A 23,831-nucleotide genomic window follows, 5' to 3' on the forward strand; every position below is an offset into this window, starting at 1 on the left:
CATCTTACCCCTTAAGTATTAACCACATTCTTGACCGAGCTACGTTGACTAACAGGTCGCCAGCGACGCAGTAGCAGGGCATTGGAGACGACGCTAACACTACTGAACGCCATCGCTGCCCCCGCTATGATCGGGTTCAATAAGCCCATCGCGGCCAACGGAATACCAATCAAATTATAGATAAATGCCCAAAACAGATTTTGTCTAATCTTGTTGTAGGTGCGCCGTGAAATATCTAAGGCATCCGCTACTCGGGCAGGATCACCGTGCATCAGGGTAATCCCTGCGGTGTGCATGGCGACATCTGTCCCCGTACTCATGGCAATACCGACATCGGCAGTCGCTAGTGCGGGCGCGTCATTGATACCATCACCGACCATCGCGACAACATAGCCTTCAGCTTTGAAGGCATTGACGATAGAGGCTTTATCCGCAGGTAAAACGTCTGCCATCATGCAGTCAATACCGAGTTCATGCGCCACGACAGTAGCACTAGCGACATTATCGCCTGTGATGAGCGCGGTTTTAATACCCATCGTCTGCAATTGCTGCACTGCTCGTTGAGCACTGGCTTTGATCTGATCGCCAAATGCAAACCCACCTACTAATACGGCAGAAGAGGATTCGATGCAGGCCAGCCAAGAAATAGTGCGTCCTTGTTGTATCCATTGCTGCGTAGTCGTGGTAACGGCTGTTGTGTCTATACCCAATTCCTGCATAAGTCGGCTATTGCCTAAATACAGGGACACCTGACCCATCCGCCCAGTAATACCTCGTCCTGCGAGTGCTTTAATATCAGTCACGAGACTAATATCAATAGCTAACTCCTGCGCTTTGTCGATAACGGCTCTCGCCAAAGGGTGTTCACTGCCTGTCTGCAAGGACGCAGCCAAATGCAATAAGGCGTGGTCATCGCCATTTATCGCGTGTAATCCAACGATTTTAGGTTTGCCTTCTGTCAATGTTCCTGTTTTATCGAAGGCGACCATTGTCACTCGATGAGCAGTCTCTAATGCTTCTGCATCTTTAATCAAAATGCCGTACTGAGCACCAATACCCGTGCCTGCCATAATCGCGGTCGGTGTTGCCAAACCAAGCGCACAAGGACAAGCAATGACCAAGACGGCGACGGCATTGATAATCGCTAGTTGAACATCACTGCTGATGACCCACCACGCAATAAATGTAGCGAGGGCAATGACGATGACAACAGGGACAAACACTTCACTCACTTTATCGACGAGCCGCTGAATAGGGGCTTTAGCCGCTTGGGCATTTTCCACCAGTCGAATGATTTTGGCTAATGTGCTTTCTGTTGCCATCGCAGTGGTTTCAACAAGCAGCAAGCCATCGCTATTAATAGAGCCGCCAATGACCTGATCGCCGATTTCTTTAGCAACGGGTAGGCTTTCACCCGTCATAAAGGACTCATCTACATGGCTACTGCCTTCTTTGATAACACCATCGACAGCTACGCGCTCGCCAGCACGAACGACGACTAAATCGCCAAGACGGACATGGGCAATCCCAATGTCTTGTTCTATCCCTGCACGCCGTACACGCGCAAACTCAGGTTTAAGTGCTTGCAAGGCGCGAATAGCGGAAGTGGTTTGCCGTTTGGCGCGGGTCTCTAGCCATTTACCCAGCAACACGAGGGTAATCACTACAGCAGACGCTTCAAAGTACAAGTGTGGCATACCTGTATTCGCATGGAACAACTGATAGACGCTTAACCCATAGCCTGCGCTAGTTCCCAAGGCGACCAGCAAATCCATATTACCCGCCCGTGCTGCCAATGCTTTCCAGCCAGACCGATAAAAACGTGCCCCTAGCCAGAATTGAACCACTGTTGCCAGCAGCCATTGAATCCAGCCTGATAACATCCAATGTATGCCAAATACTGACAACAGCATGGGTGCTATCAGTGGCAGAGAGAGAGCCATCCCCCACATGACTTTTAACCACTCGCTATCTGATTGTACGTTGCCATCATTGACAACCGTGTCTGTAGACAAAGCGGCGTGATAACCGATTTTTTGCACCGCTGCAATTAATTGTTCTGGCGTAACGCCGCCGTCAATACTTTGCACGGTTGCTGTTTCAGTGGCTAAGTTGACGGTGGCCTCTTGTACACCTGAAAGCTTTTTCAGTGCTTTTTCAACACGGGCGACACAAGAAGCACACGTCATGCCCTCAACAGTAAACGAAAACTGCTGTAAGGCTATTTCAGGTGTTTTGGGCTGAGTTAAAGTATTCATGATTTGCTTCCTGAGAAGAGCGATTTAGCAAATATCAGGCTTACCATGATGGGAAGGTCAAGCGTTTTTCTACAAAAAAATAATGAAAATAATTCTTGAGCTTACCACGATGGCAAGGTTCACAGTATTTCTACACCAACCCTAGGAGAGATAAAATGTTCGTTATTAAAGTGAATGGTATGAGTTGTGGTCACTGCGTCAGTGCTATTACTAAAGCCTTGGCTGAACTGGACAAAACGGCCAAAATCCAAATTGACAAAGCCTCACAAACAGTCCGTTTTGATGGCGATGCCGATCAGGAGGAGGTGGTATTGGCCATTCAGGAAGCGGGGTACGATGTGGTTGAAACTACGTCAGCTTAAGAGGTTAGTCTGGCAGAGTTGCTGTGTGGCACTCTGCCATTGTTGTGATTTGCTGGGTGCAAAATACGCTAAAAACTTTAAAAAACAAAAATAAGAATTAAAGCTTCGCTAAGTACATCATCGAACATACACGCTCAGGTTATGGGTTTATGTTGCAAGCTCCCATCACAAACAATGGAATACTTAACATGTCTCATCACCAATACGCTAGTTGTATCGAAGCGTGTAACCAATGCGCTGCTACATGTGAACATTGTGCCACTTCTTGCCTAACCGAAGCCAATGTACAGCAAATGGCGAAATGTATTCAGCTCGATAGAGACTGTGCTGATATGTGCCGCCTTGCCGCTGCGCTCATGGCGCGTAATAGTCCTTTTGCCGCACAGGTCTGTCAATTGTGCGCCACAATCTGCACGGCATGTGCCGATGAGTGTGCAAAACACGAGCATGATCACTGTCAAGAATGCGCGAAGGCTTGTCGTCACTGTGCGGAAGAATGTAGCAAAATGGCAGCTTAACATTTTTGCGCTTATTCCTTTCTGTTCATGAAAATGAGTAGAAAGGGTGTCATTTGAGTTAACTTTTCTCAATCTATCGAAAATAACATCTAGATGACATAAATGTCATTTACACGTCATGAAGATGACAGGATAAATACCACACAATTTGTTTGTCATTTAAGAGAGTGATAATAATTGAATTAAAAACTTTATCGTGTTCGATTTGAGTTGATTAAAACGACCACTAAGGGAAATTCCGATGAATCATAGCCCATCGTTTGGGCGATCACGAGGCGCGCTAGCCATGCTGGTGATGTCGGTGGTTGCTTTATTTTTCCTGCTAGAAGAGCATCGAGCACACATGTTGGGAGTGTTGCCGTACTTGTTTTTACTGGCCTGTCCTCTGATGCACTTGTTCATGCACCACGGCCATCATCATGGGTCGGAGCATTCTGCACCCGATCAGCCTAAAGATAGCAGTCGTCAGGATGGAGAGTAGCCATGCACGCCGCACATGAAGCAGCATACGGACTCTGGTCATTGGTTATCCTTAATTCAGCGGTGTTTTTGATCTTCGCCTTTAGTTTTTTCAAGCCCCAAACCAGCCGCGACTGGCGTACATTTAGCGCATTTTCGGCGTTTATTGTTGCACTGTTTGTTGAAATGTATGGCTTTCCACTGACGATTTATCTGCTCTCTGGTTGGTTGCAAGTGCGCTATCCCGAAATTGATCTTCTGTCACACGATGCGGGTCACTTATGGTCAACCTTACTGGGCGAGAAGAGCAATCCGCATTTTGGTTTACTCCACATCGTCAGTAATGCCCTTATTATTTTAGGGTTTTGGCTACTTTCTAGCAGTTGGCATGTGCTGTATCACGCCCAACGCGCCCATACCTTAGCGATAACAGGTTCTTATGCTTACATACGCCACCCTCAATATGTGGCTTTTACATTCATTATGTTCGGCTTTCTGTTGCAGTGGCCAACGATTTTAACCTTGTTGATGTTTCCCTTACTGATGTTTATGTATGGTCATTTGGCCATTGTCGAAGAGCGAGAAATGCAAGCCGAGTTTGGCGATAGTTATCAAGCTTATGCCGCTAAAACACCGCGCTTCTTGCCTAATCTGTCCTCAAGGACAGCCTGATATTTTTGTTATTTTTAACGTAGAGTGAATACCATGAAACACTATACCTTGCTGTTACCGCTGATCGCTACACTCGCTATGTCTAATGCTTTTGCTGTAGACAAACCCATGTCTGGCCCTGATATGAGTCCTGCTGATGTTAAGCACGACATGAAAGACATGAAGGATATGAATGGCATGAAAGATATGCATGAGAAGTGCATGGAGGGTGCCAAAACAGGAGAAGGCATGACTGCTAACATGGAGCAGATGCATAAAAAATGTATGGATAACATGAAAGGCATGTCCAAAGAGCCGAGCAAAAATAGCACAACCCGCAAGCATCAGAAAAAATCGACAGCTAAACCAGCGGCCGAGCATGATCACAATCACGGTGCAGCACCTGCGCAATAATCATGAAGTGGCAATGGTCAACAGTGGGAGATAGTTTTGAGCTCACGGTTTCCGTATCACGATGAATGCAATACGCTGCTAGAGGTTACGGTAGATCAGGCTTTTGTTCATCTCGACGACCATTCACGGTTGACAGAACATATGAATAAGTCGTCATGGATGATGGCTGGAAGCTCTATGCAGCTGACATTCGATGCTTTGCGTGGTCAGGCTGTTGGTTCGCATATTTCCATGTCTGGACGAGTTCTTGGAGTACCTTTGTTCGTTGAAGAGATTGTCAGCGACCGAAGCCCACCCCTATCTAAAGTGTGGGAAACTATTGGTGAGACTCGACTACTGGTGATTGGTCACTATCGCATGGGCTTTGAGTTAACCCCTAGTGTAGCGGGTTGTCAGTTACGGATATTTATTGATTATGCTAAGCCGAAGGGTTGGCTTTCGTGGTGTTTAGGACGACTACTAGCTCGCTATTACGCTCGCTGGTGTTTACAACGCATGAAAAATGACGCAATAGACCACTTCTCTCAGAAGCGTTAATCTTTGCCGCCCTGTCTGCGGCACCAATTGAATCTTGACCCCGCCGACCTCCGTCGGCGACAGGAGTTTCTAATGTCCGACCATGAGCATCATCATGACCACGCAGGTCATCCACATTCGTCACAAGCGCCCATGCCTACTGGGGGTGCTGCTGAACTGAAAGACCCTGTATGCGGAATGACGGTGACTACGGCATCGGCTCATCAACAGGATTATGAGGGCAGACGGTTTTATTTTTGCAGCCCAAAATGCCTCGACAAATTTAAGCTAGAGCCAAGCCGATACCTAACGCCACAACCTGCCGTTGTTGAAACTTCTGCCAGCACTGACACCGAATACACTTGCCCGATGCACCCCGAAATACGGCAATTTGGCCCAGGCAATTGCCCCAAATGCGGTATGACTCTGGAGCCTGTGCAGCCTGATTTAGAAGAAGGGGAAAACCCTGAGTTAAAGGATTTTCGTCAGCGTTTTTGGCGAACCCTGCCGTTGACGATGGTGGTTTTTGTGCTAGCGATGTTTGGTCATCGCTTCCACTGGTTTGATATGGGTGTACAAAGTTGGCTGGAACTGGCTCTGTCTACGCCTGTTGTGTTGTGGGCAGGTTGGCCGTTTTATGTGCGCGGCGTGCAGTCGGTCATTCATCGCAGTCCCAATATGTGGACGCTGATTAGTCTTGGCACGGGTGCCGCCTATATTTATAGCGTGGTTGCGACAGTGGCTCCCAGTCTGTTTCCCGTATCCTTTGTTTCGATGGGACGAGTTGCCGTCTATTTTGAAGCGGCTGCTGTCATTATTTCTCTGACATTGCTCGGTCAGGTTATGGAGTTACAGGCGCGTTCGCAGACCTCTGCTGCGATTAAGTCGTTGTTGAGACTGGCACCAAAGACAGCTCGTCGCATCAGTGAGGATGGTTCGGAAGAAGATGTGCCGTTGACTCATGTCCATGTCGGCGACAAGCTACGCGTTCGTCCAGGCGAAAAAGTGCCTGTTGATGGCATTGTCATTGAAGGAAGTAGTGCGGTTGATGAATCCATGCTCACAGGCGAGCCACTTCCCGTTAGCAAACGTCTAGGCGACAAGGTCATTGGTGCGACGCTCAACACCAACGGTGCTTTGGTCATCCGTTCTGAACGTGTCGGCTCCAGCACCATGCTTGCGCAGATCGTACAAATGGTGATGCAAGCGCAACGCTCACGCGCACCTATGCAGCGTATGGCAGACACCGTCGCAGGTTATTTTGTTGTTTCGGTCATTGTAATTGCGTTGATGACGTTCTTTGGCTGGGGGCTATTAGCTTCTAACTGGATATTTGGCTTAATTAATGCGGTCGCCGTACTCATTATTGCCTGTCCTTGTGCGCTAGGTTTAGCGACACCGATGTCCATTATGGTGGCAACGGGCACAGGGGCGAGTAAAGGCGTGCTGTTTAGAGATGCCTCTGCGATTGAGAATTTGCGGAAAATTGACACTTTAATTGTCGATAAAACAGGCACGCTCACCGAAGGTCGCCCTGCATTTGATCGTGTTGTACCTACAGAGGGTTTTAGCGAGGCGGACGTGCTGTATCTTGCCGCCAGTCTGGATCAGGGTAGTGAGCATCCACTCGCCGCCGCCATTGTCAGTGCCGCTCGTGTGCGCGGAATCACACTCGGGACAGTGACACAATTTGAGTCCAATACAGGCATTGGTGTCCATGGTGAAGTGGCAGGGAAGAAATTGGTGATGGGTAACACCACGCTCATGGAACAAACAGGCGTTGCGACGGCATCCCTCCAAAGCTCGGCGGAACAGTTGAGAACGCAGGGAGCGAGCGTGATGTATCTCGCTGTAGATGGGCAATTGGCAGGTTTACTTGCCGTTTCTGACCCCATTAAAGCAACGACCGCAGACGCCTTAGCCTCGTTACGAGCGGCCAATATCCGTGTCATTATGGCAACTGGCGATGGTTTGACCACAGCAAAATCGGTGGGGCAGCGTTTGGGCATAGATGAAGTATATGGCGAGGTAAAACCAGCAGACAAACTGGCTTTAGTGGAGCGTCTGCAACGTGAAGGCCGCTGTGTGGCGATGGCGGGCGATGGTATCAATGACGCGCCAGCTCTGGCTCGAGCTGATGTCGGTATTGCGATGGGAACAGGCACCGATGTCGCCATGAATAGTGCACAGGTAACGTTGGTGAAAGGGGATTTGCGAGGTATTACCTTGGCCTGCGGTATTTCCATTGCGACTGTCGCCAATATGAAGCAAAACTTGGCTTTTGCCTTTGTCTATAATGCCATTGGTGTGCCGATTGCTGCGGGCGTACTATATCCGCTAACAGGCTGGCTGCTGTCACCGATGATTGCTGCTTTAGCGATGAGCCTGAGTTCTGTGTCTGTCGTTTTTAATGCGTTGCGTTTACGTCGTGAGGTTGATTGAGTACAGCTAAATGGGGTAGTAGTGGTGCAGGCATTAAATATGGCGATTAAACGGCGAAAGGCTTAATTGTCCATTCTGACAGAGGAAGTCAATACTGTAGCCACGCCTATCGTAACGTAACGTAATAACACAGCATCAATTTGTGGGTTCAATGAGTGCTAAGGGTAATTGTTATGATAATTCGCCGATTGAAAGCTTTTGGGCAACGTTAAAAAACCAGTTGGTTTACCATCAGCACTATATTACACGGGCAGAAGCCATCAAGGATATTCAACATTTTATTGAGACTTTCTACAATCGAATGCGAATTCAAGCTAAGCTAAATTTTAGGTCGCCAGCCCAAGTCTTTGAGGGCTTTAAAATGGCTGCCTGATTTATCCCAAATCCATTCATACGCTAAACTCAACACACATCAGTAAGATTGAAATGCACTACATACTTTTTTCGGATTTAAGGAAGCACTGTGATGCAATATGCACCTTTGGCGAAAGTAAAGAAACGCTCAGAAAAATAGCAAAAGTAGTTGGCGCGTGAACCATTACAACCACGCTACTCCGCACCATTGGAGAGGTGACGTATCTCTGCAACCTGGAATAGGCGTATTTATTGGTCAATCTGGCGACAATAAAGAGCATCGTCATTGGTCGCATCAAATCAGTATTGCCTTAGAGGGTATCATTGAAATGACCGCCAATGGTCAGTCCTATCAATCCATTGCCTTATTCGTCAAAGCAGGAACATCTCATCAACTCATTGCGAGTTCAGTCTTTTCTATTTATCTTGACCCCACTATCGTGCAGGCAAAGACACTGATCTCTCGTCTTGGTGAACAAACGGCTATTTGTGAGTTACCTCAAGACTTGGTAGTTTTATTTCGTGATAGCTTAATGGCTTGCAACTCACTGAAAGCGGCAATAGCGCGCTTTAGTACATCGCTTGCGCCTCATACTTCTGCAAAAGTTGACCCGCGCTTGCAAAAAGTCCTATCCGTATTAATGCGTGATATGTCAGTTTCCACTTTTTCTAGTCGAAAAGAACTCGCCATGCTAATGGAGCTGTCCGAAACGCGATTTTCTCATTGGTTCAGTGAGCAAACGGGAATGCCACTACGCAGTTATCGCAAATGGCTACGGCTAGTGTATGCCCTTGAACAAGTATTGCATGGTCAAACGCTCACTCATGCCGCCTATAAAGGAGATTTTTCGGATCAAGCGCATTTTTCTAGGACGTGTGTACAAATGTTTGGTGTGAATCCTTCGATCTTTTTGACTCACCTGACACTCGCATAGCTCTTTCGTTCAATGATTGAAATCTAGTATTCATTATAGTCTCTCCAGCAAGATAAAATGGGAGATTGATGATGAAGATATTAACACCGCTGATTCGTTGGGGCAGTTACCCCCTGATTTTTGGCGTATGCACAGGTATGCAATTAGCAATTCTTTGGCTACATCTGCCGTATTGGCCACTCGCTCCGATTATTGCTGCTCTTGGTCTCACGGCTGTTGCTTTGTTAGAGCGTTTACAGCCTTACGAGACCCTATGGCTGAACGATCACCACGATACCAACGTTGATATACTCCACGCGTTAACGAGTCTAACGCTCATTTTTACTAGCATCGAAATAGCCACTGTCATTCTTAAATTTATGCCTGTGTCAGCAATATGGCCTACAGACTGGCCTATTGGGGTTCAGGTATTAACGGCGGGATTTATCATTGATTTTGGATTATGGTTTATGCATTGGCTCAGTCATAAAAATGACCTCCTTTGGCGATTGCATGCCCTACACCACAGTGCTGAGCGATTATACTGGCTTAATGGTGAGCGTCGTCATCCGTTGAGTGCTGTTGTTTTGGCAGCACCAGGCATTAGTGTCGTGGTACTGCTAGGCGCACCACCCGAGATCATTGGCTGCTGGTTGTCCATCATTACCGTGCATCTCGCCTTTCAACATGCCAATCTCGATTATAGTGTTGGGTCGTTCCGTCGCTTATTGGGCGTTGCTGAGGTTCATCGCTGGCACCACAAACGAGAATACGAAGATGCTCAAGTCAACTTTGGTGAGTTTTGGATGATTTGGGATCATGTGTTTGGTACTTACCGTTACCAGAAAAATGGCGTACGCGCAGGCGAGGTGGGCATGAAAGAATCTATGCCCATCACCTATCTTGCACAAATAAAGTGGCCTTTTTTCAGAAGAGTGTGATTCAAATTTTGGATGGAGAAGCAAATGGCACAGGCGTTACGGAGTAATAACAGCTCCTCATGGTTCAGTAGGCTGCACCATAATTTTCCCCGTGACACCAGCCTGCCATCGCCCATAGCGATCACGCTGAAAAGCCGTAATCTCAAACTCACCCACCCGTGTAAATTGCCAAATCAATTGTGTATGCTCCTGTGCAGCGATAGCCACGATATTAGGAGAAACTAACTGAGTGTCGCGTTGCTTCTGGAGTAGCCGCCCATAATTAACTAACTCAGGATGGCTACCCAATGCAAACAAGATATCTGTGTTTTGAAGGTTTGTCATAGCCAAGCGCATAGTTTTACCAACAGAGACCATCAAAACTTCTTTTAATGGTGATGACACGCCATCAAAGATAAGCTTTGTACTGTCCGTCAAGTCTCGAATTGAGCCTCGGCGACCACAGTCCAACTCATCGCTTTCCATTGCGAGTAATACCTTATACGGTACTTGGGCTACATGTCCAATGGCAGGACTCACGGGAGTCAAACTAAATATAGTAACGAGTAACAAGGCTGTATCCTTGCCATGTATTTTCTTTTTGAGGGTGTCGTAACGAGTCGTCATAGCTTTCTCTTATCAACAAATGCTTTGTGCCATACGCAAAATATGCTTACTTTGACGTAGATGCTATCCTCACATACCAGCCATAGGTCCACCCGTTTCTCCATCCTCTGGTGCCGTCAGAATTTGATATTGCTCAGGTGTTAGTGTCGGCAGTTTTTGGATAAAAGCTACCATCGCCCAAATACGATCATCTGTATGCGTCATACCCCACGCAGGCATGCCACTGGCCTTAATACCATGTTTGATGTACCAGAAATGACGAGCAGCGCGAGCATTGGCATCGCCGTACAAGCCCTTGGCGGGTTGAAGCGACAGATTCGGTGGTTGTGGATACAGGGCAATACTCAAGTCAGATTGCGTTTTGCCTGGCTGTAAGTGGCAGCTACTACACATATCGTTATAGTCTTGTCCACCTGCTAATAAAAGTTGTGGGTCAACCAGTGGCGGCACTTTAATATCACGAATGTCGCGGGCGATAGAGCGTTCTCTCAGGGTTTCGAGTGCCCAATACGTCAGCTTAAAGTGTTTGTTGTCTGCCCCCATCGGGTACAACCCAGAGTACAGAAAAGTCAATGCGCCCAACACAGCCAGTACGGCGGCCACGGTTAAAGTTTTCAGCACAGTCTTCATCAGTCTCTCCTTGCACACGGGTTGATTATGAACGCGAGATCAGTTGTGTTTATGTTCGGCGTGTGATGCAGGTGCAGCGGATGATTCAGGCATAGGCATTTTGGCATCATTCATCGGCATTTTTGAGTGATCCATGTCGGCATGGTTCATTTCTTCATGGCCTGTATCTTTAGTATTTTTATCCTTGTTTTTTTGAGCCATCTGTTTGGCGCATTTGCTGTGCATAGCCTGCATGACAGGATCATCCATGTTCATTTTGGTCATATCCATTTTTTGCATGCTGGCGCAATCGGCTTTGGCTTTTTTTGCGGCGGCTTCTTTGGCATGTTCAGCAGGGTCGTGCGCCCATACGGTTGAACTCGCTGCCATTATCAAACTCAGTACAAGGAGGGAACGAATAGAGGTTTTCATGTTATTTCTCGACATTAAATAAAGTTGGGAGGAGGGTGTTATTCTCAATTCAAATTTAAGTCATCGTAGTAAACGCGAGCATGACCTCAACATTACAATTTCGTCATTTTGCCGTGATTTATTGACCATCACTCATGTAGCGTATTGAATAAGTACAGCAAAAAGCTATATTCTAGTTGTCAAAACACGTTACACTTGTGGAATATGAAAAAGAACACTCGCTTGCTACTGACACTGTGGTTAATGCTGTTGACGGCTTTGATGCCGCCGATAGCCTTTGCCTGCGCCAGTGAGTGTGCCGTTGGTTGTGAGCAGATGATGGAGACAGGCCAACAACAAGTAATGGCTGGTATGTCGCCTTGTCACCATGAAGGGACGGGTATGGCTCAGGCCGATCAGTCGCATCCTTCTACCGCAGATAAAGCAATGGCCGATAAAGCCACGCCTTGTTTGGCAAATATCATTTGCCATTTAACGGTGGGTATTAATACCGCACCTTTAACGACTAATACCCTTACAACTTACTCGGCTGTTGTGCCACTCGCCCCTGCCTTTGTTCCCAAAATCGCTCTTTCTCCCCCCGATAAACCGCCTAGAGTCTGAATACTTTTTCTAACGCCAAGTGAATACCTGCGTGTATTTGCTTGGGAAATTGTATTGCTAACCTAGAGGTTTTTATCATGCGTACTCTCATCCTTGGGGTCAGCCTAATGGCGTTGACCCTTGCTGCGTCCGTGGTGGCTAATGCCGACCCACGTCAATCTTCTGCGTCTTACGAACGCATTATTCACCCTGTTCCAGAATCGCCAATGACAATGCACACAGGCTTTGGCCGTGTCTCGGCGATTGATGGTATTCAACTCACCATTGCCCACGACACCATCATTCCAGGCAAAGGCATTGTCATGTATAGCAAATACAGGGTCACGTCTGAGCAGGTGCAAGACATCAGCGTCGGTGCTCACATTCATTATCAATGGATGCAGCACGACGATGGCAAGGTTATTTCCAGTATTTCTAAAGATTAGTTACCAGCACGCTGGCTAGTGGGCATTTGCCTGCTGGCCACGGCTGTGTCTGTTCGTTTTTGAGAGATGACCCATGAATAACGCTTGGCACTTAACGCCCATTTTAACAGGACGTATTTTACTCGGGCTGCTCATCCTGCCTGCAATTAGTTGGGCGATGGAACCGTTAACGTTCGACGAAACTCTGCAACGCGCCTTAGCCCAACAACCATCGGTGCAGGCTTATCAGTCAGCCGCCAGTGCAGCGCGTGAACAAGCACAAGAGGCGGCTCAATTGCCTGACCCTCAGCTCAAATTCGGTGTCATTAATATGCCGATAACAGGCAGCGATAGTTTACGGCTGAACCGTGACGACATGACCATGAGCACTATTGGCCTAATGCAAAACATGGTTAGACCTGTAAAACGAGTCGCCGCTTCAGCGCAATTACAGGAACAAGCCGAGGTGCTAAGTGCTAATAGCAAAAACATGGCACGACTAATTAAAAGAGATGCCGCACTTGCTTGGCTGGATGTGTTTGCTGCCGAAAAAACGTCAGAGATGCGTCAGCGTTTGCTTGATGAACTACATGCCGAACGGCAAGTAGCCGCCACACAACTGGCGAGTGGAGCCGTCACAGCGACGGAACTGCTACAGCAAGATGCACAGATAGCGATGACGAACGACCAATTATTGATGTCGCAACGGGAGGCGCGTAAAGCCCGTAATATCCTGACACGGTGGTTGGGCGATGTCGCCGCTCGACCTTTAAGCCCCAATTTACCTATTCTAAATACCCCTCTACTTACCGCCGAACAAGCCAGTATTGCTCAACATCCTCTGGTCATAGCCGCTGAACATAACGTCGAAGCCAATCGTCATCAGGCCGAATTAGCCACTGCTGAAGACCTGCCCAATTGGAGTTGGGAGGTGATGGTCGGTCAACGGCAAAGCTCACGCGCCGATATGGTTAGTGTGCAGTTGACGGTGGATTTACCGTGGCAAAAACAGAATCGTCAACGTCATCAACAAGCGGCTGCGTTAGCAAATGTTCAACAAGCCGAGTTTCTGGCTGAAGACCAACGACGCGCCTTAAGCACCGATGCCGCCGATGCACAATCGGACTACGACACCGCTCAAGCCCGAGAACAAGAATATATGCAGCGACTGATTCCAGCCACGACAGCGGCCTTGGCAACCGCGCAAGCTGCTTATCAAGTAGGGAAAACGCCATTGTCCTCGGTATGGCTGGCGCGCCGTGCCGTGCTGGACGTGGAGCTGGAGCATTGGCTGATTCGTATTGACCGTTTACGGGCATTAGTCCGTTTGCAATATGTTGTGGGTAATGAGGAAGTATCACTATGAACAAATCGAAATTAATCATCATTGCCCTGACTGGCGTTGTGCTAACAGGGGGAGGCGTAGGGTGGTTCTATCGCCATCAAGCATCATCTTTGCCAATGGCAAGTCACACCACACAACAACAGAAATCAGAACCTAAAGTCTTGTACTGGTATGACCCAATGGTGCCTGAGCAAAAGTTCGATAAGGCAGGTAAATCGCCGTTTATGGATATGCAATTAGTGCCTAAATATGTCGATAGTGTCAGTGATAGCGGTGTAACCGTCAGTGCAGGTATGGCGCAGAACTTGGGTATCCGCGTGGTGAAAGTACAAAGCAGCCAGTTTTCTGATGGCTTGTCCGCCGTTGGTCGTCTGGAGGCGGATGAGCATCGGCTGTATGCCCTGCAAACCCGTAGCGCAGGTTTTATTGAACATTTATGGGTGCGTGCGGTCGGGGATACCGTACGCGCAGGGCAAAAAGTGGCCGATATTTATGCTCCCGAATTACTGGCCGCCCAACAAGAATACTTGGCATTACTGAAAGTCACAGGCATAAGAGATATTGACAGCTTGCGCCAAGCGGCACGTCAACGCTTACAACTGTTGGGCATGAATGAGGGCGAAATTAACGCGATTACGAAAGCTGCTCGCGCCAATCCTCGGATTGGTGTTTATGCCCCTGCGTCAGGCGTGGTGACAGAATTACTGGTACGCGAAGGCGGGCAAATTCTGCCTGCCACGAACCTGATGCAAATCGCTGATTTATCCCATATTTGGTTGTTATTAGACATTCCCGAACGTGATGCTTCTCGTCTCAAAATAGGAGATGGCGTTAACGCGCAGTTAGAGAGTTTGCCTGCTCAACGTTTTACAGGACAAATTGATTATTTGTATCCGACACTTGATAGCACAACACGTAGTGTTCGTGTGCGCGTGGTTTTGGCCAATCGTTCAGGCGTATTAAAAACAGGCATGTTTGCCACCGCAACATTGGCGGGGCATAGCCGTGAAGTGATGAGCGTACCCTCAGAAGCCGTGATTAGTACAGGCACGCGCACCGTTGTCATTGTCAAGGATGGCCAACACTTTCGGCCAGCAGAAGTCAGTTTAGGTGCGGAGAAGAACGGTCAAAGCGAGATTGTGCAGGGTTTACAGGCGGGTGAAGAAGTCGTCGCTTCTGGGCAGTTTTTAATAGACTCAGAAGCGTCACTAAATGGTGTATTGGCTCGTCTTGCGGCAGTGAATAACAAAAATGCCATCCCGACCCCACCTACTGCCATGAATGAGTCAGCTCAAGCAGACATGGGAATCCGTGCGAAGGTGATCGCTATAGACCGCCAAGCGGCCTCCATCACACTCGATCATGAAGCTATTCCCGCCTTGGCATGGCCACCGATGACCATGACGTTTAAGGTGCGTCATAGTGAACAACTCAAAAACATCAAGGTTGGTGAGCGTGTCAGGATGGAGGTCAACGCTACGCCCGACAATGGTGCGTACGTCATTGACGCGTTGCAGGCGGAGGCCAGTCATGATTAAACATCTGATTAAATGGTCTACCCAACAACGATTATTAGTGTTGCTGGCGACTCTATTACTCACAGCATGGGGCATATTTGCGCTACTGCGTACGCCGTTGGATGCTATCCCTGATTTATCCGACACCCAAGTCATCATTCGCACACCGTGGCAAGGTCAAGCACCGCAAGTGGTGGAAAACCAAGTTACTTATCCGTTAACGACAGCCATGTTGTCTGTGCCTGGAGTCAAGACGGTACGCGGCTATTCGTTTTTTGGCGACTCCTTTGTTTATATCCTCTTTGATGACCATACCGATTTGTATTGGGCGCGGTCACGCGTGCTGGAATATCTTAGTCAAGTAGCCAGTCGTTTGCCCGCAGGCGCAAAACCGAGTTTAGGGCCAGATGCCACAGGAGTCGGTTGGATTTATGAATATGCCTTGGTTGATAAAACGGGCCAGCATGATTTAGCCGAGTTGCGTGCCTTGCAGGACTGGTTTCTCAAATTCGAGTTAAAAACTGTACCTAATGTTGCCGAAGTTGCCACCTTGGGCGGCATGGTAAAACAGTTTCAGGTTCAGGTTGACCCCGACAAGTTACGAAGTTACCGCTTGCCGTTAGCAACGGTGACGGCTGCCATTAAAGCCGCTAACAGTGAGGCGGGCGGTTCGGTGCTGGAGCAGGGTGAAGCGGAATACATGGTGCGGGTACAAGGTTATTTGCACACACTGGATGATTTTCGCCAGATTCCTATTGGTGTCTCGCAAACAGGTACACCGATTCTCTTGGCCGATATTGCCCGTGTCCAAATCGGCCCTGAAATGCGCCGTGGCATTGCCGAATTAAATGGCGAAGGTGAAGTAGTGGGTGGGGTGATTGTCTTGCGTTCTGGTCAAAATGCTCGTCAAACCATTATCGCCGTCAAAGAAAAACTAGCCACACTGCAACGTAGTCTGCCGTCAGGGGTAGAGGTCGTGACCACCTATGATCGCTCGCAGTTAATTGACCGTGCCGTGGCTAATCTTTGGCACAAATTACTGGAAGAGTTTTTGGTGGTTGCTGTCGTTTGTGCGCTGTTTTTGTGGCATTTACGCTCGGCATTAGTGGCGATTATTGCCCTGCCGTTAGGCATACTGACGGCGTTTATTATCATGCACTATCAAGGCATCAACGCCAATATCATGTCTTTAGGCGGGATTGCGATTGCCATCGGCGCGATGGTCGATGCCGCCATTGTGATGATTGAAAATGCCCACCGCAAACTGGAGCAATGGCAAGCTGAACGCGGTACACCGACGCGAGCGCAGCAAGTGGCCGTGATTATTGACGCAGCCTGTGACGTTGGCCCCGCGCTATTCTTCTCACTGCTGATTATCACCTTATCGTTTATTCCCGTCTTTAGCTTGGAAGCACAGGAAGGCCGTTTGTTTGCTCCGTTAGCATTTACCAAAACCTATGCGATGGCGGCTGCGGCGGGTTTATCGGTAACCTTAATTCCTGTGTTAATGACCTTTTTTATTCAGGGTCATATTCGCCCAGAACAGGAAAACCCCATCAATCGTTGGCTGATTAAAGGCTATAAACCCGTGCTGGTGTGCGTGTTACATCACCCCCAAAAGACGCTCATGGTCGCCATGATAGCCGTATTACTGACGCTGTGGCCGTTAGCAAAACTAGGCTCAGAGTTTATGCCGCCGCTTGATGAAGGCGACTTGCTGTATATGCCCACCGCGTTGCCAAGTTTGTCGGCAGATAAAGCTGCTGAAATCGTCCAGCTCACCGATCGTTTAATCAAAACCGTGCCCGAAGTGCAAACCGTGTTTGGCAAGGCGGGTCGTGCCGAGTCGGCCACTGACCCAGCACCACTGGAAATGCTAGAAACCACCATCCAGTTAAAACCGCGTAGCGAATGGCGTGCTGGTATGACCCCCGAAAAACTCATCAAGGAGCTGGATGCACGACTACAAGTGCCAGGCATGGCCAATGTCTGGGTGCAGCCGATTCGTAATCGCATTGATATGTTGGCGACGGGGATTAAAAGCCCTGTCGGTATCAAATTATCAGGAGCCGACTTAGCGACGCTGGAGAAGTTGGGGCAGGAAGTTGAACGAATCGTCAAACAGATACCTGGCGCAGCGTCGGTGATTGCCGAAAGAGTGACAGGTGGGCGTTATGTCGATATTCACATCGACCGTCTACAAGCCGCGCGCTATGGCCTTAACATTCAGGAAGTACAGGACTTTATTGCCACCGCAGTCGGCGGAGAAAACATTGGTGAACTATTGGATGACCGCGCCCGTTTCCCGATCAACATCCGTTTTCCGCGCGAGCGCCGTGACTCACTGGCAACCCTGCAAGACTTACCCTTAGTCACAGCCAGTGGTGCAACAATCCCCCTCAGCACTATCGCCACATTGAGTATTAGCGATGGCCCACCGATGATTAAAAGTGAAAACGCTCGCCCCAATCTCTGGGTCTATGTCGATATTCGTGACCGTGATTTAGCGGGTTTTGTTAAAGAGGCTCGTGCCAAGGTTGAGCGTGAATTGCAGTTGCCCGCAGGTTATGCGCTGGCGTGGTCTGGGCAGTTTGAATATTTTGAACGGGCAGCCAAACGCTTGTTGTGGGTCGTGCCGATGACCATCGCCATTATTTTTATTCTGCTATTTCTCGCCTTTGGCCGTATCACACCAGCGCTACTAATTCTTGGCACCTTGCCTTTTGCCTTGGTGGGCGCGGTCTGGTTTTTATATCTGCTGGGACACAATTTTTCCATTGCTTCGGGGGTGGGCATGATTGCCTTGGCAGGGCTGGCGGCCGAGTTTGGCGTGATTATGCTGGTTTATCTCGATGAGGCTATTGCCCGCTATCAACAAGCAGGGCAACTGAATACGCTTGATGATTTACACCGCGCCTTAGTTGATGGCGCGGTATTACGGGTACGACCTAAAGCGATGACCGTTGCCGTCATTTTAGCAGGTCTATTGCCAATTCTGTTTGGATCAGGAACAGGTTCAGAAGCGATGAGTCGTATTGCGGCACCAATGGTGGGCGGAATGTTGACTGCGCCGTTGTTGTCGTTGTTTGTGCTTCCTGCGGCGTATTTATTGCTGCGGCGAGGTGGGTTGAAGGTGAAAAATGCCTGAATTGTTCTTTTTAACGTAGAGGATATGATGATGAAAAAACGTAGTTTAGCCTTAGTTGCAATAGTATCTCTTATTTATACACTCCCTGTTTTTGCTGATGACAACATGGGTAACATGAATATGAGCAAGATGGACATGGCTATGCCCGCCGCCCAAGCTGCCGCAAAGCCTGCCAGTAAAATGGCGCACGGTATCGGAGTGGTAAAAGGAATTGATGCCAAACAAGGTATGGTCACATTGGATCATGAAGCCATTAAAGAGCTGAATTGGCCGCCGATGAATATGGACTTTAAGGTTGCCAGCCCCAAATTGTTGAAGGGGTTGAAAGTAGGTCAAAAAGTAGCGTTTGAGCTGAAATCAGAGGGTGGCATGAATGCACTGGTGACGGCGATTAAGCCTGCAAAATAATCAACTATTCACGCAAAACGGAGCGAGTCTAAAACTAGCTCTGTTTTGCAGGTAATGAATAGTTGAGAACAGCCTGTCTCACGCGGGAGGATACGATTTTACAAAGTAACTATCACAGACGGCCATTTGACTCGGTGTGTCGTGATACCAGCGAAGAACCTCAAAGGTGCAAGATCGGAACTTCAACAAGGTCATACCAAAGTGATGGCAGTAGTATTTTTTGGCTGGTATTTGGTGGACATCCTCATTGGTTCAGAAGGTCTGTATTTCCGCGCCCACATGGATGACAGTCAGATAGTCATTACCGATAAAAGTCGGGGATTTTTGTATCTGCATGATAGCCTGAGTAAAGCTAAAAAATAGTTTATTGATGGATAATAGATAATTAAAAGTGGTCAGCGTAGCCAATAATCTGGTCATCAACAGCAGTGTGGTGGTCAGTAACATTAAGCAAAGTGGTCAACTTAAAAGAGTCCGTGGTCAGTCCACTCAAGAACAAATGGTCAGTGCTGATGGAATATGCAAGAGTGGCTTTTAGCTGTGAATTACTGGCTTTTATGGTGTTTGATAGTTGGTGTATAGAAGATGGATTTTTCTTTTAATTGATTAAGAGTGGTGCTTTTGAGCGTCAGAGTTTTGACTGTAGTCGCACATAGGTTGCTAATCTACGTCTGAGTAAAAAATTACATCGCTCACTTATCACATGAGGAATTAACGAGGACTCTCAAAATGATTATCATGCGATTAACTGATGTAATGTTTCATACTGGTCTAGGTCGCTCATCCATTTATAAATTTATTGCCGCTGGCACTTTTCCTAAACCTGTTCCTTTAGGAGATAGAGCTGTCGGTTGGGTTAAATCAGAGATTGAAGATTGGATTATGGATAAAATTGAAGATAGAGATAAACGATTGGCGGCTAGTTAATGGATTAATCTTGGCAGATAGTGGGTATTGCTTTTAGTTAGCAGTACCCACTATAACGTTGGACACAAAACTTTTTTCGGAGTTGCTTGTGATGGTCGGTTTAAGTAAGGATTTTTGCCATAAGGTATTACTTATGAAAAACAATCAGCTGACACCAGAAGCTAAATATTTGTTAATCAGAGTTTTATTTTTGTATGGCAATACAACATTGATGTTGTCAACAAAGGAGGTGGTTAAACAATTTGGAATCTCAGATGCTGTATTCCGAAAGGCTAGAAGCCTTTTGTTGGATTTGGGGTATTTAAAAGACACAAAAAATGATCCAGAATTTGTTCGTACTGTTGGTCGTCCTAGAATAAAGATACAGTTGACGCAGTTATTGTTTGATGATTTGGATGGGATAAATGTTAAATCAAGATGTATATACCATGATCTACGTTTAGAAAGCTTGTTATTTTGGGGGGTAGGTAATGACTTTCTGCGTAGTATTAATAAGAAAAAAATAAAATCAGAATCACAGGAGGTGCAGTCTAGTGGACATACCTTCACCGCAGCAACGCGGATTCTTTTAGCAGTTCTTTATTTGCATGCGGATGTTTGTGGCTCAGTGAGAAATCTTGGTTTAGTTGAAGTTTCAAAGCTTACAGGTATGTCATCAGATCGATTGGATTCACAGTTAGGTATCATTGAAGAGATGGGGTATTTGCTGAGTAGGGTATCAGGCATCACTCATAAGCACATTTTTGGGCATGCCAAAGGTATATTTTTCTTAAATGTGTGTGGTGATAATCTAGCGGGTATTGAAGCACCTTCGTTGTGGCTTGCTTTAAATACTACAGCCATCAATCATTATAATCAGTATTATTTGGGATTCAGGGTTTATAAATTCATCAAGGATCTCAAAGATAAATTTTATTATAGTGCTAATGACGTTTCATCTCTTATCAAGTATGTAACAACCGATGACTCCCAATGTGATATTGATTGGGGCGATAGATTACCTGAACTATTACAGAATATAAGAAAAATGCTTGAAGAGAAAGGGTTGTATTTTCGAGATTATAAAAATTATGTAATAGATCCAACTAATTTTTATGCTGGGAAATTTAACGTTCAACTGATTGAGTGGGTTCAATTATTTGCGCCATACAAATTACATGAGTTTTTTCCTGATGAAGTAACTACTTCATTATTAAAGTATTTGCATAGCCAAATTGATTACTTTGCTTCATTATTATTAGAAAAGTCTGGGAGGCAAATTACATTAGAAACCCTTTATGTTGATGATTCTGTTTTATGTGAAATTGAATTAAACGTTTTCCCCTTTAAAGACAAAGGACATAGTTCGATTGATAGCAACAAAAAAATGGCATTGATATTTTTTATTTACTGTATTTCATATCAGCATGCCCTGATCGTTAAAGCATTGCTTTCATGTGCATTACCAAGCAAAATTAGCTTTGATAAAGCAAAATTGGCCTTCTTACCGATTAAACTAAAAAATCATTTTTCGGGTACTAGTTTTCTAATTTCAATCCATTTAATTGGACAAAAGGAGAGCGTAGAAAAAATTTGGGCAGTGCAGTTCGGCGGTAAAGATCCGAAGGACGCATCAAGTCTAAAGCCATATTGTGTTCGATTATTTGAAGAAGATTGTATAGCAGCCTTTGATAATCACGGTTATGATTTAAATCTATTAAATCAAATTGGTGCTGATTTTTCTTCTGATGCTGATAGTAAAGATAGCGTAATCTCAGCTAACTTTCCATCATGAATTTATGCCCTTTTTAGCCCTAAGTGACGGCATAGACCCTTATAAAAATTCACCATCAAAATAATGATGAATTTGGTGGGTAAATAATATTATCTTATCCCCTATACCCATAAATATTATTAATATAATCAATACTTATTACATAATAATAGTTAACCTATAAGATTAGTAAACTATTAAAAAATAATCTTAAAGAAAGCTCTATCTTTAGATAGAGCCAATCCATAATAATATTTAATGAGGATTGCTCTTGTTATGGCAATGTTGCCAATTAGTTATAAGAGTGTCAGACATGTCAATATTAGCTAGACCATTATGTAGTATTAGTGAATCTTTTTTACTCATTCAAATTGAAACCTTTGTTGATCTTATTGTACAGAGAACTCCTTTGAGAGAAGTCTTGAACCATCTGTCAATGATCAAAATAAAATTAACGCTTAATGAGCATCTTACTTTATTTCAGCCTGAATATTTTGACTACAGTGAGCACATAAACGCATTTTGGTATGGTTGTGATCAACTAGGCTTGTTAGATGGTGGTTACTATGATGGACAGTGTTTAAGTGACGCTGAAATAGAGTGTTTAATTAATCATATTTGGCAGTATAGCCAACAAAAAGAATTTAAACGTAAGGTTTCAGATCGTTGTTATCAAGCGCGGCAAAATAGGCAAAGCCTAGAAAATTATATACGCCAACTACAACAACAGCATTCTCGGTTATTAGTCATTCGGGTCGATTTTGGTTATGCCAAAGAAAAACAAAACTTTGTCAAAATTACGGATGTTTATAGGCATTTAGATACGATGAATCGTGAGCGTGATCGTCAACCCTTATTTGAGCATTTGGTAGCCAGTGGTTGGTGTATTGAGCAGGGTAATGAAAAAGGCTATCACATTCACGCATTTTACTGTTTCAAGGGATCGAAGCATCAGCAAGATTGGTATTTAGCGCAAGAAATTGGCCGACTATGGAAGGCAATAGCCGTTGATTTTGGTGGTGGGTATCACAGTTGTAACACACCTGAGAGTAAGGAAATTTATGAACGAGCTAATCGGTTAGGGATTGGTATGATTCATCGAGGTAATGGAGTGGGCTGTGAAAACATGGTTCATGCTTTAGGCTATTTGGCAAAGCCTGAAAAAGACGACCAATATTTGAGAATGAAGCCCAAAGGCCGAAGAACGTTTGGTAAAACGCAGTAAAGTGCAAAAATTGCAATAAGGGGAGTGAGCGGTGTTCTTCGCTCTCCTGATCTGAATGGGTATTTTTTTATTCGTACGGCTTCTATTATGCGGGAAAGCGTCCCGTATAACTGAGGACACTAAAATGAACATGCCTATCAATACATCCATTAGCAATAAACCAAGCTACAAAATGTTGCGTATGAAACAATTGATTGAATGTACAGGCTTAAGCCGCTCAACGCTGTACGATATGATGGATGCGAGGTCAAAGCGTTACGACCCTACATTTCCACGCGCCATTAAACTCACAGAAGCAACCGTGTGTTGGCTAGAGTCAGAAGTCAACGCATGGCTTGAATCTAAAATCAAAAACAGCAGGGGTTAAGCAGGTTGATACTGATGTTTTAGACGCAATGATTCTTCGTATTTAATTTTAGTCATTGCTTCCTCTAAAGAATTAAAAACAACAACTTTACGCCTAAACTTTTTAGCCCCAATACGCCCCCACGCACACGACACCACATAAGCGTTAAATAAGTCATCAGCCAATGAAATCGCATAAAAGCGGTAACAATTACGCGTAGGCTCAATTTTAGTCCACGTAGAAAGCATGATATTACCCAAGGTGTTCAATAAAGCATCAATAACCTTAGAGCAGATTTTATCTCTTTTATAGCTTAAATAACCCACAAGGCGACATACATTGTCACTTACTGGGTTATTTAGGTGGGGGCGTTATCAGGGCTTGAGTAGTTTAATCAATTCGCTCGGGTCTTGATGAATGACATCACACAACTCGACAAATTCCATCACATCTAATTTACGGTCGGCTCCTTCCACCTTTGCAATATACGATTGAGGTTTTGACAGTTTCTCAGCGACTTGCATTTGGGTTAAGCCTGCTGCCTTTCTTGCTAAAACCAATTGTTTAATAAATGCTTGATAACTTTCTTGATAAATCGTTTTCACCATAAACCTCATTACCGCGTAATAAAGTTGACAGTGTTATCCTTATTTGGAATAATCCCATTTTGGAATAATCA

At 46.0% G+C, this 23,831-nt stretch carries 26 protein-coding genes and 1 pseudogene; 21 read left to right on the forward strand and 6 right to left on the reverse strand.

The annotated features are described in order from the left end of the window. Positions 1-11: 11 nt before the first annotated feature. Positions 12-2,258, reverse strand: coding sequence for a heavy metal translocating P-type ATPase (locus tag C8N29_RS11390; protein ID WP_107866185.1), 2,247 nt, complete (start codon positions 2,256-2,258; stop codon positions 12-14). Positions 2,259-2,413: 155 nt separating this feature from the next. Between C8N29_RS11390 and C8N29_RS11395 the strand changes: the two genes are divergently transcribed. The 10 genes and pseudogenes from C8N29_RS11395 to C8N29_RS11440 all read left to right on the forward strand — a co-directional run bounded on the left by C8N29_RS11395 (position 2,414) and on the right by C8N29_RS11440 (position 9,829). Further along, complete coding sequence (locus tag C8N29_RS11395; RefSeq protein WP_107866186.1) at positions 2,414-2,620, forward strand: heavy-metal-associated domain-containing protein; 207 nt, start codon at positions 2,414-2,416, stop codon at positions 2,618-2,620. A gap of 188 nt (positions 2,621-2,808) precedes the next feature. Beyond that, a complete protein-coding gene (locus tag C8N29_RS11400; RefSeq protein ID WP_107866234.1) occupies positions 2,809-3,138 on the forward strand; it encodes a four-helix bundle copper-binding protein in 330 nt (109 codons plus the stop codon). Between the two features lie 295 nt (positions 3,139-3,433). Beyond that, a complete protein-coding gene (locus C8N29_RS11405) occupies positions 3,434-3,619 on the forward strand; it encodes a DUF2933 domain-containing protein (RefSeq protein ID WP_476726621.1) in 186 nt (61 codons plus the stop codon). A gap of 2 nt (positions 3,620-3,621) precedes the next feature. Next, entirely contained in the window at positions 3,622-4,269 is a 648-nt protein-coding gene (locus C8N29_RS11410) for a methyltransferase family protein (RefSeq protein WP_107866188.1), read from the forward strand. A 33-nt stretch (positions 4,270-4,302) separates the two neighbouring features. After that, entirely contained in the window at positions 4,303-4,662 is a 360-nt protein-coding gene (locus C8N29_RS11415; protein WP_107866189.1) for a hypothetical protein, read from the forward strand. Positions 4,663-4,839: 177 nt separating this feature from the next. Beyond that, positions 4,840-5,199 carry a hypothetical protein gene (locus C8N29_RS11420; RefSeq protein ID WP_204509342.1) on the forward strand — a complete coding sequence of 120 codons (360 nt, stop codon included), beginning with the start codon at positions 4,840-4,842 and terminating at the stop codon, positions 5,197-5,199. Between the two features lie 72 nt (positions 5,200-5,271). Further along, complete coding sequence (locus tag C8N29_RS11425; protein ID WP_420836663.1) at positions 5,272-7,620, forward strand: heavy metal translocating P-type ATPase; 2,349 nt, start codon at positions 5,272-5,274, stop codon at positions 7,618-7,620. A gap of 53 nt (positions 7,621-7,673) precedes the next feature. Then, a pseudogene (locus C8N29_RS17185) lies at positions 7,674-7,993 on the forward strand (IS3 family transposase); the annotation flags it as partial. A gap of 157 nt (positions 7,994-8,150) precedes the next feature. Further along, complete coding sequence (locus C8N29_RS11435) at positions 8,151-8,909, forward strand: AraC family transcriptional regulator (RefSeq protein ID WP_107866191.1); 759 nt, start codon at positions 8,151-8,153, stop codon at positions 8,907-8,909. Positions 8,910-8,977: 68 nt separating this feature from the next. Then, on the forward strand, positions 8,978-9,829 hold the full coding sequence (locus C8N29_RS11440; protein WP_107866192.1) for a sterol desaturase family protein: 852 nt from the start codon (positions 8,978-8,980) through the stop codon (positions 9,827-9,829). A 57-nt stretch (positions 9,830-9,886) separates the two neighbouring features. Here C8N29_RS11440 and C8N29_RS11445 read toward each other — a convergent pair whose 3' ends face one another. From C8N29_RS11445 to C8N29_RS17055, 3 genes are all read right to left on the reverse strand, one after another. After that, positions 9,887-10,435 carry a cupredoxin domain-containing protein gene (locus tag C8N29_RS11445; protein ID WP_107866193.1) on the reverse strand — a complete coding sequence of 183 codons (549 nt, stop codon included), beginning with the start codon at positions 10,433-10,435 and terminating at the stop codon, positions 9,887-9,889. A 69-nt stretch (positions 10,436-10,504) separates the two neighbouring features. Continuing rightward, on the reverse strand, positions 10,505-11,065 hold the full coding sequence (locus C8N29_RS11450; protein ID WP_107866194.1) for a c-type cytochrome: 561 nt from the start codon (positions 11,063-11,065) through the stop codon (positions 10,505-10,507). Between the two features lie 39 nt (positions 11,066-11,104). Continuing rightward, on the reverse strand, positions 11,105-11,476 hold the full coding sequence (locus tag C8N29_RS17055; RefSeq protein ID WP_204509343.1) for a hypothetical protein: 372 nt from the start codon (positions 11,474-11,476) through the stop codon (positions 11,105-11,107). A 204-nt stretch (positions 11,477-11,680) separates the two neighbouring features. Here C8N29_RS17055 and C8N29_RS11460 point away from each other — a divergent pair, with 204 nt between their 5' ends. From C8N29_RS11460 to C8N29_RS11510, 11 genes are all read left to right on the forward strand, one after another. After that, positions 11,681-12,079, forward strand: a complete 399-nt coding sequence (locus tag C8N29_RS11460; RefSeq protein WP_146164458.1) for a hypothetical protein — start codon at positions 11,681-11,683, stop codon at positions 12,077-12,079. A 77-nt stretch (positions 12,080-12,156) separates the two neighbouring features. Then, on the forward strand, positions 12,157-12,504 hold the full coding sequence (locus C8N29_RS11465) for a hypothetical protein (RefSeq protein ID WP_146164459.1): 348 nt from the start codon (positions 12,157-12,159) through the stop codon (positions 12,502-12,504). Positions 12,505-12,577: 73 nt separating this feature from the next. Beyond that, a complete protein-coding gene (locus C8N29_RS11470) occupies positions 12,578-13,849 on the forward strand; it encodes a TolC family protein (protein ID WP_107866197.1) in 1,272 nt (423 codons plus the stop codon). After that, entirely contained in the window at positions 13,846-15,366 is a 1,521-nt protein-coding gene (locus C8N29_RS11475) for an efflux RND transporter periplasmic adaptor subunit (protein WP_107866198.1), read from the forward strand. The genes C8N29_RS11470 and C8N29_RS11475 overlap by 4 nt, the downstream gene beginning before the upstream one ends. Then, on the forward strand, positions 15,359-18,493 hold the full coding sequence (locus C8N29_RS11480; RefSeq protein WP_107866199.1) for an efflux RND transporter permease subunit: 3,135 nt from the start codon (positions 15,359-15,361) through the stop codon (positions 18,491-18,493). Before C8N29_RS11475 ends, C8N29_RS11480 begins: the two co-directional genes overlap by 8 nt. A 24-nt stretch (positions 18,494-18,517) precedes the next feature. Then, complete coding sequence (locus C8N29_RS11485; protein ID WP_239987111.1) at positions 18,518-18,901, forward strand: copper-binding protein; 384 nt, start codon at positions 18,518-18,520, stop codon at positions 18,899-18,901. A gap of 204 nt (positions 18,902-19,105) precedes the next feature. After that, positions 19,106-19,264: a hypothetical protein gene (locus tag C8N29_RS16760; protein WP_170106969.1), complete on the forward strand. Its 159-nt coding sequence runs from the start codon at positions 19,106-19,108 to the stop codon at positions 19,262-19,264. A gap of 366 nt (positions 19,265-19,630) precedes the next feature. Further along, entirely contained in the window at positions 19,631-19,828 is a 198-nt protein-coding gene (locus tag C8N29_RS11495; protein WP_107866202.1) for an AlpA family transcriptional regulator, read from the forward strand. 88 nt (positions 19,829-19,916) lie between these two features. Next, on the forward strand, positions 19,917-21,602 hold the full coding sequence (locus tag C8N29_RS11500; RefSeq protein WP_146164460.1) for a hypothetical protein: 1,686 nt from the start codon (positions 19,917-19,919) through the stop codon (positions 21,600-21,602). Positions 21,603-22,017: 415 nt separating this feature from the next. Next, entirely contained in the window at positions 22,018-22,806 is a 789-nt protein-coding gene (locus C8N29_RS11505) for a YagK/YfjJ domain-containing protein (protein ID WP_170106970.1), read from the forward strand. A gap of 124 nt (positions 22,807-22,930) precedes the next feature. Continuing rightward, the gene (locus tag C8N29_RS11510) at positions 22,931-23,173 is read left to right on the forward strand and encodes a helix-turn-helix transcriptional regulator (protein WP_239987114.1); all 243 of its coding nucleotides are present in this window, start codon (positions 22,931-22,933) and stop codon (positions 23,171-23,173) included. Here C8N29_RS11510 and C8N29_RS11515 read toward each other — a convergent pair. Together C8N29_RS11515 and C8N29_RS11520 are read right to left on the reverse strand one after the other, a co-directional pair. After that, the gene (locus C8N29_RS11515; RefSeq protein ID WP_107866205.1) at positions 23,170-23,400 is read right to left on the reverse strand and encodes a WGR domain-containing protein; all 231 of its coding nucleotides are present in this window, start codon (positions 23,398-23,400) and stop codon (positions 23,170-23,172) included. The two genes, C8N29_RS11510 and C8N29_RS11515, sit on opposite strands and share 4 nt — an antisense overlap. 126 nt (positions 23,401-23,526) lie before the next feature. Next, complete coding sequence (locus tag C8N29_RS11520) at positions 23,527-23,760, reverse strand: helix-turn-helix domain-containing protein (protein WP_239987115.1); 234 nt, start codon at positions 23,758-23,760, stop codon at positions 23,527-23,529. Positions 23,761-23,831 lie beyond the last annotated feature (71 nt).

The organism is Agitococcus lubricus (assembly GCF_003051055.1).
Taxonomy (GTDB): domain Bacteria; phylum Pseudomonadota; class Gammaproteobacteria; order Pseudomonadales; family Moraxellaceae; genus Agitococcus; species Agitococcus lubricus.

Coding starts and splice junctions, on each gene's coding strand:
- C8N29_RS16760 (WP_170106969.1), top strand. CDS start 19,106: ATGGCAGTAGTATTTTTTGGCTGGTATTTGGTGGACATCCTCATTGGT.
- C8N29_RS11445 (WP_107866193.1), bottom strand. CDS start 10,435: ATGACGACTCGTTACGACACCCTCAAAAAGAAAATACATGGCAAGGAT.
- C8N29_RS17055 (WP_204509343.1), bottom strand. CDS start 11,476: ATGAAAACCTCTATTCGTTCCCTCCTTGTACTGAGTTTGATAATGGCA.
- C8N29_RS11405 (WP_476726621.1), top strand. CDS start 3,434: ATGTCGGTGGTTGCTTTATTTTTCCTGCTAGAAGAGCATCGAGCACAC.
- C8N29_RS11465 (WP_146164459.1), top strand. CDS start 12,157: ATGCGTACTCTCATCCTTGGGGTCAGCCTAATGGCGTTGACCCTTGCT.
- C8N29_RS11515 (WP_107866205.1), bottom strand. CDS start 23,400: ATGCTTTCTACGTGGACTAAAATTGAGCCTACGCGTAATTGTTACCGC.
- C8N29_RS11470 (WP_107866197.1), top strand. CDS start 12,578: ATGAATAACGCTTGGCACTTAACGCCCATTTTAACAGGACGTATTTTA.
- C8N29_RS11505 (WP_170106970.1), top strand. CDS start 22,018: ATGATCAAAATAAAATTAACGCTTAATGAGCATCTTACTTTATTTCAG.
- C8N29_RS11400 (WP_107866234.1), top strand. CDS start 2,809: ATGTCTCATCACCAATACGCTAGTTGTATCGAAGCGTGTAACCAATGC.
- C8N29_RS11480 (WP_107866199.1), top strand. CDS start 15,359: ATGATTAAACATCTGATTAAATGGTCTACCCAACAACGATTATTAGTG.
- C8N29_RS11440 (WP_107866192.1), top strand. CDS start 8,978: ATGATGAAGATATTAACACCGCTGATTCGTTGGGGCAGTTACCCCCTG.
- C8N29_RS11420 (WP_204509342.1), top strand. CDS start 4,840: ATGCAGCTGACATTCGATGCTTTGCGTGGTCAGGCTGTTGGTTCGCAT.
- C8N29_RS11495 (WP_107866202.1), top strand. CDS start 19,631: ATGATTATCATGCGATTAACTGATGTAATGTTTCATACTGGTCTAGGT.
- C8N29_RS11475 (WP_107866198.1), top strand. CDS start 13,846: ATGAACAAATCGAAATTAATCATCATTGCCCTGACTGGCGTTGTGCTA.
- C8N29_RS11450 (WP_107866194.1), bottom strand. CDS start 11,065: ATGAAGACTGTGCTGAAAACTTTAACCGTGGCCGCCGTACTGGCTGTG.
- C8N29_RS11390 (WP_107866185.1), bottom strand. CDS start 2,258: ATGAATACTTTAACTCAGCCCAAAACACCTGAAATAGCCTTACAGCAG.
- C8N29_RS11415 (WP_107866189.1), top strand. CDS start 4,303: ATGAAACACTATACCTTGCTGTTACCGCTGATCGCTACACTCGCTATG.
- C8N29_RS11460 (WP_146164458.1), top strand. CDS start 11,681: ATGAAAAAGAACACTCGCTTGCTACTGACACTGTGGTTAATGCTGTTG.
- C8N29_RS11425 (WP_420836663.1), top strand. CDS start 5,272: ATGTCCGACCATGAGCATCATCATGACCACGCAGGTCATCCACATTCG.
- C8N29_RS11485 (WP_239987111.1), top strand. CDS start 18,518: ATGATGATGAAAAAACGTAGTTTAGCCTTAGTTGCAATAGTATCTCTT.
- C8N29_RS11395 (WP_107866186.1), top strand. CDS start 2,414: ATGTTCGTTATTAAAGTGAATGGTATGAGTTGTGGTCACTGCGTCAGT.
- C8N29_RS11520 (WP_239987115.1), bottom strand. CDS start 23,760: ATGGTGAAAACGATTTATCAAGAAAGTTATCAAGCATTTATTAAACAA.
- C8N29_RS11510 (WP_239987114.1), top strand. CDS start 22,931: ATGAACATGCCTATCAATACATCCATTAGCAATAAACCAAGCTACAAA.
- C8N29_RS11410 (WP_107866188.1), top strand. CDS start 3,622: ATGCACGCCGCACATGAAGCAGCATACGGACTCTGGTCATTGGTTATC.